The sequence below is a fragment of the Gardnerella sp. DNF01180P genome, assembly GCF_049244205.1.
In the GTDB taxonomy this organism is placed as follows: Bacteria; Actinomycetota; Actinomycetes; order Actinomycetales; family Bifidobacteriaceae; genus Bifidobacterium; species Bifidobacterium swidsinskii.
The window spans coordinates 201382-214467 of sequence record NZ_CP058386.1; the positions used below are offsets into that span (position 1 = coordinate 201382).

The following is a 13086-nucleotide window of genomic DNA, read 5'->3' on the forward strand; positions in this document are numbered from 1 at the left end:
GCTCGCTTAAATCTTAGTGATTTAATGCAATGCGGTTGGGGCTATGCACAAGCAAGTTGCTCAGTAGTGTATAAACTCTATGCAAAACAAATCATTCTCTGGTATTACACAAGCTTCAAGAATCATAAATAAAATCATCATTTAGTGTGATGCAAACTCTTTACGGAGGTTATAGGCTATTAAGCAAAAGCTGAAATCCTCAATAAAGTGTCAATCATAAAAGCGTCAATCGTAGCATTATCAAGCACTTTATTTATTTTGGATCAGTTTGAGAGGCTTGTTTCGACGCATCCTATGCGTTTACGAGTTTGGCGAGTAAGGAGATTTGTGTTATGCGTAAGTTTACGAAAGTACTCTTGCTTGCTGCGCTGCCAGTGTGTTTGCTTACTGCATGCTCTGGTAGGGCAGTTGATGATAGTCAACAGCAGGCATCGCATGATTCAGTTCCACTTATTTCAGTCAAAAAACAGCCTTTAACACAAGTTGTGTCGGGTAAAGCAACAATAGAGCAATCGTCTACCTTTGTTATCACTGCTGTAAGTAGAGGGAATTTTTCTCCATCGGTAAAAGCAGGAAGTGCTGTAAAAGCTGGAAGTATTTTAGGCTACAATGCTGATAACAAAGTTATTGCTCCAGTAGACGCTAAAGTTGTGTCAGTGGCTGAATCATCTGCGGACGTGCCTAAATCTTTCCCGCTATTTACTCTTAAATATGAAGGTTTTTCAATAAGCCTTAACGCAAAAGCTTTACTTCGTTCTGCGGATATTGCAGATATTAAAGGTCGCTTCCAAGTTGAAGATGGTGTTGGGCCAACCAATTGTTTGCAAATAGTACAAAGCGGTGGAACTTCTACAGATGTTGCAGCTTCGGGTAGTAGCAAGAATGATAATGCTGATTCAACTCAAACAGATGAGTCGAGTGCGCAAAGTACGCCTAGTGTATCGTCAAAAGTTTTAACGTGTTTAATAGATAAAAGCACAGAAGTAGAATCAGGCCAAAATGCGACGCTTGTTTTTAATGGCAAGCATAAACAATCGGTTCTAACTCTGCCTGTTAGTGCAGTTGCTGGAAGAGTCCAAAAAGGATTAGTCTCATACAAGAAAGGCGATAATTGGGAGCGTAAAGAAGTTGGTCTTGGAATCAGTGACGGCGCTAATATTGAAATTACGTCTGGTTTGCATGAGGGTGATGTTGTAGCAGGTGTTTCTCCTGATCTCATTCCAGGAGTGCAATGATTATGGAGAACAATCCTGTTCCACTGGTTGAACTACAAGACGTGTCAGCGCGTGTAAAACTAGGCAATGGCGAATGGCTTACCACTGTCAACTCTGCTTCTATGTTACTTAATCAAGGTGAAACATACGCGGTAGTTGGCAGGTCTGGCTCCGGCAAAACAAGTCTTATTTCTATTATTGGATTTTTGAATAAAAATTTTACTGGAAAATACTATTATTCTGGCAAATCAATCCAAAAGTGTAGTGATGCTACAGTATCGCATATGCGCGCTCGAAATATTGGTTTTGTTTTTCAAAACTATTCGCTTATTAAGCATTTAAGCATTAGAGAAAATGTTGAGTTGCCGCTTTTATACGCAGGACTACAACAAAGCAAGCAGACAAGAAGAAAAACGATAGAAGAAGCATTATGTGCTGTTGGATTGCAAGATAAACTAAATGAATACCCTGGAAGGCTATCAGGCGGTGAACAACAGAGAGTTGCGATAGCGCGTGCTCTCGTTACTAATCCCGAATTACTTATTTGCGATGAGCCAACTGGTGCGCTCGATAGTAGTACGGGAGAAAAAGTGCTTCAAGTGTTGCATGATCGTGTTCAAGAATCTGGAACAACATTACTATTAGTCACTCATGATATGAAAGTGGCTCGTTCTTGCTCTCACATTTTTACTATGGAAAGCGGTGTTCTTTATGATTATGCTGCTTAAAGATTTGCGCCTGTCTCCTATGAGATCCTTCCTCACAGGTTTTTCAATATTTATTGGCATCGTTACCGTTATTGCGTCAGTGCTTATTGGCACGGTTGGTAAGGACTATCTTATTGCAACTAACGAACAGCTAAACGGTCGTAGACCAACATACGAGATTACTTTTTCAGCACAAAATTTTGACGAATATTCAGTATTTAACAAATTCTTAAATCGCATTGAATCCGCAAATCGTAACGCTAACGTTATGCTACAACCAAACACTGGGCTACTGTTTAGCGCTTCTATGCCAGCTTTGAAGAGCGTAAAAATAAGCGAAGAATATAAAACTAGCAATCTTCAATATGTTGATGCTGTTTACACTACGTCAGGATACAATAAAGTTTATAACTTACCTATTGTAAGTGGAAGATGGTTTAGTAATAGCGCTAAAAGCAACGCATTAGAAATGGTAGTAAACCAATCTGCTAGCAAAAGATACAAGATTGGTGAAGTAGCATTTATTACTTCTCGCAAAACAACACAAATGAGTCCTATAAGGATTGTTGGAGTTGTGAACGATGGCGTAGACTCAGCAAAAGCATACGTGAATATTCTAGGCTTGTTACGTTACGCTCCAACTCTTTGGGAATATTCTGAAAAAGAAACTCACGGCTCAATCTACTGGTTAAATAAAGAAAATCGTTCTCAAAAATCAATTAAATCTTATGTTTCAGATGCTCTTTATGACTGTTGTGGTGGGCAAGTAAACGAAATTAGAAGACATGATAATAGTGATGATTACGAGAATGTGATAACAGTATTGCAATTAAGTTTTGCTATCGTAGCAGCATTATTGCTTTTTGTTTCCGCGCTAGGTTTAATCAATATTGGTTTAGCATCGTTGGAGCAGCGCACACATGAACTTCTTATACGCAGAGCTTTGGGTGCTACTAGATGGTCGATTGCTTCACTCGTGTTAGGCAGTGCGATTATTTTAGCACTAATAGTCTCGATTGCTGCCGTCGCTGTTTCTTTTGGTCTTGTGTCTATAGCATCAAGTTTTTGGGATGCATCAAGCCCAGTTAGTCCGCCAGTTTACCCATATGAAGCCGCTATTGGAGCTGTTATTGCGGCTTTTATCACAGCACTTGCTGGAAGTGTGGTGCCGGCAATAAAAGCATCGCGTTTACAACCAGCATTAGCATTGCGTTAATTTTCAAAAAATAAGAAAGAAGGAATAATGAATAATCATACTATTGGTAAAGCAACTCTTATTGTTGGTGTGCTTAGTGCGCTTCTTATGTTCAATGCTTGTGGAGGAGTAGACAACAATAATGCGAGTGGTATGGGTGGCGCGCGCTCGCAAAATAGTTCGCCTAGAGAGATTGTTGATTTTGCTCATATAGAGAAGGAATATCAGGAATCTGTGGCAAAGCTTAGTTGGCCTGAAAAATATAAAGCTCCTGCAAACTTGGTTGGAGAAGAAAAAGACAGTCAGTTCCAGAGTGGATATGGCGATACGCAAGCATCTAATTATTATCAGTGTGCTTGGGAGCGGCAATGGCTAGACACGTATGCTAGTGATGAACAAGCGGCAAGTAAAGCTTTGCATGAGCTTGAAAAAGTGCCTAGCATGCCGTTTATGGGTCCAGATCGTTGTGATGATGCAACGCGAAACTTTTTCAAAGAGCACATGCGTAAAGCAAAACTTGGAGATCCATCAGGATTCCAACAGGATGTGCAAACTAATTGTCCTGTGATGTAATTGCATTTGTATAGCTTTGTTGCGCTGTCGCGCTAAATGGCTTGTTATATGCTTCTTTTTACCCATGTTGATGGTGTCCAATAATCTTTGGTAAGCATTGATGGGTATGTTTGTTTACGAGCTTGAATAATCCATAAGGCTATACCTGTTGAAATAAGTATTACGCCAGAAGCAATCATTATGAATAATGATGAATTTAGATTTCCCCATGCTAGTACGCTTGCATACCCTACGATAATGCCGCATTGCTCCATAATAGAAGTAAAAGTAGTAGTTGCGCCGAGAATGCGTGTTGGTATGCCGTCGAGAAGAGCTGTTTGCCCATAGACAATAGTGGCGTCAAAAATAATACCTGCAATGAAAGCAGAGCAAAGAAAAAGAGCAATCCAATTATTAAGTGCGAAAATAAGTAAAGGAATAGAAAGGAATCCAGGTAATAAAATGGAGTATAAAATCTCATAATGTAGCACAATATATTTGCATAATACTGAACCTACAATCATGCCAATGTTAAATATGCTGACTATTGATCCCCATGTGGATGCCGAATGAAAAAGCGTGAGACAATGGTGTGCTCCCATTAGTCTAAATGCAGCAAGCCATGATCCAGATTGTAATGCTGATACTGCTCCTAAGACTATTAACCATGGTGTAGATTTCATATAGTGTAGAGAGGCTGCAAAACCAGCAGTTTTATTGCTTCCTGTCTTCGTATTGTTTGCGCTATTTTGTGCTTGCTGGCTTAGATTAACTAACAGTAGAGGTAGCGCCGCTAATATCATCACAATAGCAATGCTCGTAAAGAAAATGAGCGGATTGCATATATCAACAAATATGCCAGTAATCGCAGGTGCAGCAAGCCTGCTGAGATTAATCCACATGCGCATGCTTGCTAAAAATTTGGTTTTTTCGCCAGTCGGTACGCTATACGCCATCAATACTTTTTGATTAGGTGAAGAAAATGCAGTAAAGAACCCGAATATTATGCCGAGTAGCGTAACCATAATAGCAATAAGATTATGCTGTGCTACTAAAGCGAAACCATATCCAGCACACAACAAGGCAAAACAGAACGTTAGAGCTATAAACAATCTAGTTGGTGGATATTTATCTGCGATAATACCGCCAAGCGGTGCTGCTATGCAGGTCATAAGCGCTACCGATACCGCGTTAAGCGCTGCGTGAGATAAGTCAACATGTATTAAAAGATATAGGCTTACGCCAAATCTACAGCTTGTTAAAAGAAAAGCATTAAGTGATAAAACGGCAATAATAAGAGTTGTGTGAATCCGTGCCGCAGCGTTCATTTCTTTCTCTTTTTTCTTTCATGTTATGAATGTCTTTCATATTCTGAATGATATATGCCTATTGATATACACCTTTTTCTGGACTGTGAGTGAAATTAGTGTTTTCTTGCGGTGTTTTACTCTTAACTACTTCGAACTACCCTTAACTACTCCGGAATGTACGTACTTTTGCGCTTTGTTGTTTGTGTTGTGACTTGCATCGCTGCGGCTTGCAAGCAAGATGCATAAATAATTACTGACGATAGTAGGAGAGGAAGTTGGAGAGTTTGCCCATTGCGTCACGAAGTGTTTGCAAGCGTAGCAAGTAGATAACATGTAATTATTTTAAGGGATTGACGTTTGTTTAACAATGTAGTAAATTGATTTACAAGAGTTTAACATTACGGTTCAAAGGAGACTGAAATGAACTCTCGAGCGATGAAGTTTAGCGCATTTATGCGTAGGATTTTATTTTTTATAGTTTCATTTTTTATTAGTGTAATGTTACTTTTTAATTCATCTACTTCTGCTTTTGCGAACACTGCTCATAGTGTGCGACCATTGGAAGAAGGTGATGTTATTTATCAAGTCTTAGTTGATAGATTTGCGGATGGTGATTCATCCAACAATGATTTTGGTCATGGTGAATATAACCCTAATGATTTAGGTTTTTATCATGGTGGCGACTGGAAAGGTCTAACTAATCATTTGGACTATATAGCAGGGTTGGGTGTTACTGCAATTTGGATTTCTCCTGTGTCTGAACAAGAACCGTTGTCAAAAGACGGTAAAGAAGCAAGCTATCATGGTTATTTCACTAAAGATTTTGCAACACCAAATAAACATTTTGGTAGTAGAGCTGATTTGCAAAGGCTTATTAATGAAGCTCATAATCGTGGATTAAAGATGATTCTCGATGTTGTGCCAAATCACACGTCAGACTATCTTGATGCTTATGCTCGTAAATATAATGGGGCATATCATCCAGAAGGGTTTTTGAATAATCCAGCATTTTATCATCATTTTGGTGATTGTAAATTCGATAATACTGAATCGCAGTCTGATATAGAGCAATGTGATCTTGGTGGTTTAGACGATCTTGATCAGTCTAATCCGCAAGTCTCTAAATATCTTATTAAGACATATAAAGATTGGATTGATATGGGCTTTGATGGAATGAGAGTAGATGCTGCTCGTTCTATCCCGAAACCTTGGTTAAAGAAATTTGAGAAAGAAGTTGGGGTTCCATCATTTGGAGAAATATTTGTTGGCGATGTTGATTATGTTGCTGATTACCAAAACTACGAATGGGGTGCATTAGATTTTCCTTATTTCTTCACTGTGCGTAGAACTTTTTCAGCAGACACGGATATGCGTGACTTAGGGAAGCTATTTTCGCAGGATACGAAATATAGGAATCCAAACCAATTAGAGACATTTATTGATAATCATGACAGAGCAAGGTTTTTGACTTGGGCAAATGATGATTATCAACGTTTACGTTCTGCCTTGTCGTTTATGATGACTACCCGTGGTTTGCCAATTATTTATTATGGCACTGAACAGGCTGATGACGGTAATGGCAATGGTTCAGAAGTCCCTATTGCAAATAAGGATAATCGTAAAGATATGAAATCGTTTAACACTAAATCTCCGTTATACCAGCATATTAAACGATTAACAGAGATTCGTCGTAAGCACACTTCATTGAGGACAGGTCGTCAACTTGAGATGTGGTCTGCCAAAGATGTGTATGCTTTCTCTCGTATGGCCAAGGATAATAGCGATGAGGTTATTACAGTTGCTCATAATACTTGGGGTGAAAAGATGGTTACTATACCTCTTAGAGCAGAAAGTCATATCTCTGTAGGAACTGTTTTGACAGATATGATGAATACGAATCGTAAGGCAACTGTTGTGCCAGGAGGAGTAACCGGTAAACAGATTAAGGTGCTATTATCTTCGCATGATGTCGCTATTTTTGCCGCAGAGACGTCTACTTCTGAGTATCACCCAGTTCGTCGGAATCTTACGAAGATTATGGTTCATGCGAATGTTCCTTTAGGTCATTCGCTAACTGTAAGAGGAGATACTTATCCACTTTCTTGGAATTATGGTCGTGCATGTCATTATTTGGGTAACGACATATGGGAATTTGAAATGGAAAGAATACCTAAAGGTAAAAAGTTCCAATTTAAGGCATTGCTTGATGACAAACAGTGGGTGTCTAAAGATAATGTCTTCGGAGTTGGAGGGGAGGAGGTAGAAACAAGCATGCATTTTTGATTTGGTGTCTGTGTGAACATGACATGTAGATTTATATGAGCCAGTGTTTGTGGCAATTAAAAAACTGTTTGCTTGTTATGTAGTCATACAACAAAGAATACAAAAATTATTAGTTTGTTTTCTGATGCTTTAGAGAATAGTTCGTCATCCATTTTCTAAATGCAAAATGAGTGCAAGTTAACATATGAATATAAAAAGAAGGTTACAATGAAGAAACTTACAAAAATATGTGCACTGATTGGTGCTGCTGCAATGATTATTAGCGTAAGTGCGTGCGGTAGTGCAAAATCGTCCGACGCTAATGGTGCAACATCGCTTACCATTTGGCATTATTGGGATGGCGCTAATGCTGATACCTTTGATGCAATGGTGAAGGATTTTAATGCTTCGCATAAAAATATTAATATTAAGACTGCGAGCGTCCCGAATTCTGATTTTATGACGAAGCTTCGTGCATCGGCTTCGTCGAAGAGCTTGCCAGATATTTCTATAAGTGATTTGGTATGGGTGCCACAGATTGCAAAAATGGGCAATTTGACTGATCTTTCTAAGGTTATCAGCTCGAAAACGCTCGATGATGTGACTCCTGCATTGATTGACTATGGTCATATTGGCGGCAAACAAGTTTCTGTGCCAGTGACTGCTAATAATCTTGCGTACATGTACAACAAGGATGTTTATAAAGAAGCTGGGTTAGATCCTAACAAGCCACCGCAAACATGGGATGAGTTGAAGAAAGTTGCCAAGACAATCAAGGAAAAGACGGGCAAGCCAGGGTATGATTTGCTTACTCAAGCAGGAGATAACGGCGAAGGTTTAACTTGGAACTTCCAGGTCAACTTGTGGCAAGCTGGTGGCGAATTCTTGACGAAGGATAATTCTAAGGCTGCATTCAATACGCCAGAAGGCAAGAAGGCTATGAACTTCTGGATGGATCTTATCAAGAGCGGCGTGAGTCCATATGCTAAGTGGGGCGAATTTGAAAAGGGCAAGGGTGGTTCTGCTCAGGAAGGTAGCTGGATGGTTGGCATCTGGGCGCCAGATCCACCATTTGATTTCGGTGTAGCAAAAGCCCCTCATCCAAAGGATGGTAAGGAGGCAACCAATCTCGGTGGTGAACAAGCAATCGTCTTCCACAATTCTGACGCTCGTGCCAAGGCTGCTGGCGAGTTCTTGAATTGGTTCTTGCAGCCAGAACAGGTGATCAAGTGGTCGCAAAAGACTGGCATGCTTCCTGTAACGAAGAGTGTTGCAAAGTCTGATAAGTATTTGGATTGGGTTAAGAAGGAACAGCCTCGTTTAATTCCGTTTGTGGAACAAATGGAGATTGCTCATACACGTCCAAATACGCCATTGTATCCAAAGATTTCCTTCGAATTTGCAAAGGCTGTGGAGAAGGCTTTCGCTGGAGAGCAGAGTGTTGACGAAGCGCTTGCGAATGCTGAAAAGGCAGTAAACGACGTGATTGCCAAAGGCTGATTGCATAAATACTGTGCCGATAGCTGGGTCGAATGAAATAAAGTTGGCTCAGCTATCGGAGTTCTTTGTATCAAGGAGTATGTAATGAAAAAACGTCATTTTCTCAAGTCTGCGCACAGGCACTACCAGAAAGATCAGGTAATTTGTGCTGCGGTATTCTTGTTGCCAGCAGTGCTTATTATTGGTGGTTTCGTGCTGTACCCTGTGTTGTCTGCTGTATATATTTCACTAACATCGTGGGATGGATTCTCTCCGGAAAAGAAATTTATTGGCTTGGGAAACTATGCTCGTCTTTTCCAAGATCCTGAGTTTTTCAACAGCTTAATGGTAACAATTATTTATGCTGCTGGTGTATGTGTATTAAGTGTGCTGACTGGGTTATTTCTCGCACTTTTGCTTGATGCACCTATACGAGGTAGGAGTATTTATCGTAGTATTTACTTCCTTCCAGTGGTTACATCTTCTGTAGCTGCAGCCATTGTGTGGAAATATATGCTCGATCCTTCTGGATTTGTGAACAGTGTGTTGATGAAATTCAATATACACGGACCAGATTGGTTACAAAATCGCTGGCTTGCGCTTATTGCATTAATTCTTTTGACCGTGTGGAAAAATATTGGTTTTAACGCTATTTTGTATTTAACTGCGTTACAAGCATTGCCAAAAAGCGTGTATGAAGCGGCTGCATTAGATGGAGCTACTGGGTGGCAAAAATTATGGAAGATTACTTTCCCGTTGCTGTCTCCAATGACGTTTTTTGTAGTAGTTCAGGCATTGGTGACGAGCTTCCAATCCTTCGACCTTGCATACATGCTCACGGGTGGCGGGCCTCGCGGAGGCACGGAAGTGCTTGGCATGATGATGTATCGGGATGCGTTCAAGCTTGGTGATTTTGGCTATGGAACAGCAATAGCGTTTATTACACTTGCGCTAGTGCTAGGCGTGACGATGGTTCAATGGAAAGTTTCTGGAGCACAAGGAGAAGAATAATGAAATCATCATTATGGTCGCGTTTAGCGCGTCATGCGATTCTGATTTTAGGTTCAGCAACAGTAATCATTCCATTTTTGTGGATGTTCACTACTTCTTTGCAAATGCGTGCTGAAACATACACGAATACTTCAATTTTTCCTACATCATGGCATTGGGAAAACTATATTCACGCTTGGCAAGCTGCGCCGTTTGCACAATATTACTGGAATACGCTATTGATGACAGTAGGAATTGTTGTAGGACATTTAATATTTGATGCCTTTGCTGCTTACGCTTTTGCGCGCTTAGAATTTCCTTTGAAGAAAACAATATTCATTCTGCTGCTTTCTGCATTGATGATTCCTAATTTTGTGATTGTTATTCCGTCCTATGAGATAGTCGCTAATTTGGGGTGGGTTGATACGCTGTACGCTTTGGTTGTTCCTAGACTTGCAGATGTGTTTGGCATTATTTTACTTCGCCAATATTTTGCAACAATTCCTCGAGAGCTTGATGAGGCAGCGCGCATTGACGGTTGTGGCAGGTTTGGAATATTCTTCAAACTGATTGTTCCATTGTCATATCCAGCGTTTGCGACGCTTGGTATTTTCAGTTTTCTCTTTGCGTGGAATGATTTCCTTTGGCCGTTATTGGTTACGAATACGGATGAAACTCGTACAATCCAGATTGGTTTAGCATCCTTCGTAGGGCGTTATGGAACCTCTTGGAATTATTTGATGGCAGGAACTTTGACTGCAACAATACCAAGTATCATTGTGTTCCTTTTCTTCCAACGTGCGCTCGTTAGAGGAATCGCAAATACGGGTATGAAAGATTAGAAATTGTAGAAATATTAAGGATGGGGTTTATTATGTCTATACCACAGTGGTTGCCTGATGCAAGATTCTATCAGATTTTTCCTGATCGTTTCCATCGTTGTGAAGGCTACGGTATGCTAACTGAGGGTCATGTGCCGCTTGATCCATGGGATGCTGAGCCTACGCGTGAGAATTTCTTAGGTGGTAATATTGCTGGAATTACAGAAAAACTTGATTATATTCATGATTTAGGTTGCAATGCGCTCTATTTGAATCCAATTTTTTCTGCTGCAACAAATCATCGTTATGATGCAAACGATTATTTTAAAATCGATCCACTTTTAGGAACTCTTGAAGATTTCCATACATTAGTAGATGAAGCGCATAAGCGGAATATACGTATAGTACTAGATGCAGTTTTAAATCATTGTGGTAAAACTCATTGGATGTTTCAAGATGTTGTTAAAAATGAAGAGAATTCAGAATATGTGAATTATTTTTCAGTGAAAAACTTTCCAGTTAAGTCATTGCCTGTGCCTAATTATAAAACCTGTTCTGGTTGTGAATATCTACCGAAGTGGAATGTGTTTAATCCAAAGGTGCGTGAGCATCATTTTAATGTTGCAAGATATTGGATCGATCAAGGTATCGATGGTTATCGTCTTGATGTTCCATATTTTATTTATCCAGAATTTTGGCAGGACTTTAGGCAAGTTGTTAAAGCAAAAAATTCGGAATTATGTTTGATAGCTGAAGAGTGGAGAGACCCTGCTCAATGGTTGCAAGGAGACACTACTGATAGCACAATGAATTATACTCTGCGTGATTTAGTTTTAGGTTTTACTGCGACAAAGCGATTCAATGCATACGATTTTGTTGACGGTATTAACCGTTTGCAGGAGCGCATACCGTATGGATATCACCATGGAATGATGAATTTGTTGGGTAGCCACGATACTGAGCGTGTTTTAACTGCGCATCAAAATAATACTGAGGATTGCATAACCGCGTACTATTGCATGTTTGCCTGCGAAGGTGCTCCAATGATTTATTACGGTGATGAGCTTGGTATGGTTGGCGATAATGATCCAGGGTGTCGTTCTGGTATGCAGTGGGATAGTCTTGATGCAAATGCTGAAATATTCCGTACAATTGTTCAATTAAATGCATTGCGGCGTGATCATATTGCGTTGCGAAGAGGCACGCAAAGTTGTTACGCTGTTGACGAAGATACTGTCATTATTTCTCGAGAGCATAAGGAAGAATCTCTTTTGATGATTATTTCACGTAATAATTTGGTAGAATATAATTCATCGAAGCTACCTCAACAATTGCAAAATCATAATTGGCGAATTATAAATGGTGTAACTGTTGGAAATAGTTGGCGCCCCAATAAAGATAATTCTATGATTGTATTGCAAGCTCAACAGTAAAAATAATGTAGAAGTAAGAAGTGTGAGACATGGGAAAGAAAATTACAATGCAGGATATTGCTGATGCAGCGCGTGTCTCTAAATCTGCTGTCTCCTTTGCGTATAATACTCCTGATCGCTTATCATCAGAAACTGTAGAACACATATTTTCAGTTGCAAAGGAACTAGGATATGTGCGTAATCCTGTTGCTTATATGCTGCGAACTCAAAAGACAAATAGTTTGGGATTGTTACTACCACAGCAATTAGGGCGAGTGCTAGAAAATCCATACTATTCGGAATTTATTCAAGGTATTGGGCAAATCTGTGAGCGAGAGGGACTGACGCTTCTTTTAGTGCCTCCACTTCGTAATTCTATGTTAAAAGCAATTCCTTATGCTGCAGTTGACGGTTTTATAGTAACTGGTTTAGAAGAAGATCGTGGTGAAGTTGAAGCTCTTATGCAGCAAGGAAAGCCATTTGTTATTGTTGACAGTGAGGTGCATAGTCAGGCTCCAAGTATCAATATTGATGAGACGCGCGCTATGAAGGAATTAACTGAGCATCTTATTTCATTGGGCCATCGCAATTTTGTGGTGATTTCTCCAGAATCAGGCAATGATGATGGGTATCTTTCTTGGCATGGAACAATTCGTCGCCGTATTGATGGTGTGATTTCTGCTTTAGAAGAGAATGGAATAGCCCCACTGGTCGATAAGAAAAATGTTATTGAAGTGCCATGTACTCGTACTGGAGGAAAAGAAGCTTTTGCGCAAATAAAACAAAATAATTCTGTATTGCCAACTGCATTCATCTGTTTTAGTGATGTTATTGCGTTTGGAGTAATGGATGCTGCTAGACAGTTTGGTTTGCAAATCCCACGTGATATTTCTGTTACAGGTTTTGATGATCTAGATGAGTCTGCATGTAGTAATCCACCGTTGACAACAGTTAAACAGCCTGTTACAACTAAAGGACGTTTAGCTGCTGAATATATAGTAGAGACTTTGAATGCTGGGTATGAACGAGCATCATCCCGTCACGTATGTCTACCTATTACTGTGCTGCTGCGTGAGTCAATTGGCCCAGCAGCATCTATAAGAGAATAGGCTGCGTAGTAAATACTTTGATTCCTTCCTCCTAT

10 protein-coding genes and 1 pseudogene are annotated in these 13086 nt (G+C 39.9%); 10 read left to right on the forward strand and 1 reads right to left on the reverse strand.

The window, feature by feature from the left end:
- Window positions 1-332 precede the first annotated feature (332 nt).
- The 4 genes from HXT40_RS00850 to HXT40_RS00865 are packed head-to-tail and all read left to right on the forward strand — an operon-like array spanning window position 333 to window position 3689.
- Window positions 333-1235, forward strand: a complete 903-nt coding sequence (locus HXT40_RS00850; RefSeq protein ID WP_410310275.1) for an efflux RND transporter periplasmic adaptor subunit — start codon at window positions 333-335, stop codon at window positions 1233-1235.
- Entirely contained in the window at window positions 1232-1942 is a 711-nt protein-coding gene (locus HXT40_RS00855) for an ABC transporter ATP-binding protein (RefSeq protein ID WP_004108211.1), read from the forward strand. The genes HXT40_RS00850 and HXT40_RS00855 overlap by 4 nt, the downstream gene beginning before the upstream one ends.
- Window positions 1926-3137, forward strand: coding sequence for an ABC transporter permease (locus HXT40_RS00860; RefSeq protein WP_421777255.1), 1212 nt, complete (start codon window positions 1926-1928; stop codon window positions 3135-3137). The genes HXT40_RS00855 and HXT40_RS00860 overlap by 17 nt, the downstream gene beginning before the upstream one ends.
- 27 nt (window positions 3138-3164) lie before the next feature.
- The gene (locus HXT40_RS00865; RefSeq protein ID WP_102703483.1) at window positions 3165-3689 is read left to right on the forward strand and encodes a hypothetical protein; all 525 of its coding nucleotides are present in this window, start codon (window positions 3165-3167) and stop codon (window positions 3687-3689) included.
- A gap of 44 nt (window positions 3690-3733) precedes the next feature.
- Here the strand turns inward: HXT40_RS00865 and HXT40_RS00870 are convergent, their stop codons facing one another.
- Window positions 3734-4996: an MFS transporter gene (locus HXT40_RS00870; protein ID WP_421777256.1), complete on the reverse strand. Its 1263-nt coding sequence runs from the start codon at window positions 4994-4996 to the stop codon at window positions 3734-3736.
- A gap of 480 nt (window positions 4997-5476) precedes the next feature.
- Here HXT40_RS00870 and HXT40_RS00875 point away from each other — a divergent pair.
- The 6 genes and pseudogenes from HXT40_RS00875 to HXT40_RS00900 all read left to right on the forward strand — a co-directional run.
- Window positions 5477-6484: pseudogene (locus HXT40_RS00875) on the forward strand (alpha-amylase family glycosyl hydrolase); the annotation flags it as partial.
- A gap of 984 nt (window positions 6485-7468) precedes the next feature.
- Window positions 7469-8740 carry an extracellular solute-binding protein gene (locus HXT40_RS00880; RefSeq protein ID WP_162863161.1) on the forward strand — a complete coding sequence of 424 codons (1272 nt, stop codon included), beginning with the start codon at window positions 7469-7471 and terminating at the stop codon, window positions 8738-8740.
- Between the two features lie 84 nt (window positions 8741-8824).
- Window positions 8825-9730, forward strand: a complete 906-nt coding sequence (locus HXT40_RS00885) for a carbohydrate ABC transporter permease (protein WP_064621607.1) — start codon at window positions 8825-8827, stop codon at window positions 9728-9730.
- Window positions 9730-10551 carry a carbohydrate ABC transporter permease gene (locus HXT40_RS00890; protein ID WP_004108195.1) on the forward strand — a complete coding sequence of 274 codons (822 nt, stop codon included), beginning with the start codon at window positions 9730-9732 and terminating at the stop codon, window positions 10549-10551. The genes HXT40_RS00885 and HXT40_RS00890 overlap by 1 nt, the downstream gene beginning before the upstream one ends.
- 32 nt (window positions 10552-10583) lie before the next feature.
- The gene (locus HXT40_RS00895) at window positions 10584-11963 is read left to right on the forward strand and encodes a glycoside hydrolase family 13 protein (RefSeq protein ID WP_076003109.1); all 1380 of its coding nucleotides are present in this window, start codon (window positions 10584-10586) and stop codon (window positions 11961-11963) included.
- 29 nt (window positions 11964-11992) lie between these two features.
- Window positions 11993-13051, forward strand: coding sequence for a LacI family DNA-binding transcriptional regulator (locus tag HXT40_RS00900; RefSeq protein WP_076003108.1), 1059 nt, complete (start codon window positions 11993-11995; stop codon window positions 13049-13051).
- Window positions 13052-13086 lie beyond the last annotated feature (35 nt).

Excerpts from the sequence above, each read along its gene's own strand:
- HXT40_RS00870 (WP_421777256.1), bottom strand. The coding sequence starts at position 4,996 with ATGAACGCTGCGGCACGGATTCACACAACTCTTATTATTGCCGTTTTA.
- HXT40_RS00860 (WP_421777255.1), top strand. The coding sequence starts at position 1,926 with ATGATTATGCTGCTTAAAGATTTGCGCCTGTCTCCTATGAGATCCTTC.
- HXT40_RS00885 (WP_064621607.1), top strand. The coding sequence starts at position 8,825 with ATGAAAAAACGTCATTTTCTCAAGTCTGCGCACAGGCACTACCAGAAA.
- HXT40_RS00890 (WP_004108195.1), top strand. The coding sequence starts at position 9,730 with ATGAAATCATCATTATGGTCGCGTTTAGCGCGTCATGCGATTCTGATT.
- HXT40_RS00880 (WP_162863161.1), top strand. The coding sequence starts at position 7,469 with ATGAAGAAACTTACAAAAATATGTGCACTGATTGGTGCTGCTGCAATG.
- HXT40_RS00850 (WP_410310275.1), top strand. The coding sequence starts at position 333 with ATGCGTAAGTTTACGAAAGTACTCTTGCTTGCTGCGCTGCCAGTGTGT.
- HXT40_RS00865 (WP_102703483.1), top strand. The coding sequence starts at position 3,165 with ATGAATAATCATACTATTGGTAAAGCAACTCTTATTGTTGGTGTGCTT.
- HXT40_RS00855 (WP_004108211.1), top strand. The coding sequence starts at position 1,232 with ATGATTATGGAGAACAATCCTGTTCCACTGGTTGAACTACAAGACGTG.
- HXT40_RS00900 (WP_076003108.1), top strand. The coding sequence starts at position 11,993 with ATGGGAAAGAAAATTACAATGCAGGATATTGCTGATGCAGCGCGTGTC.
- HXT40_RS00895 (WP_076003109.1), top strand. The coding sequence starts at position 10,584 with ATGTCTATACCACAGTGGTTGCCTGATGCAAGATTCTATCAGATTTTT.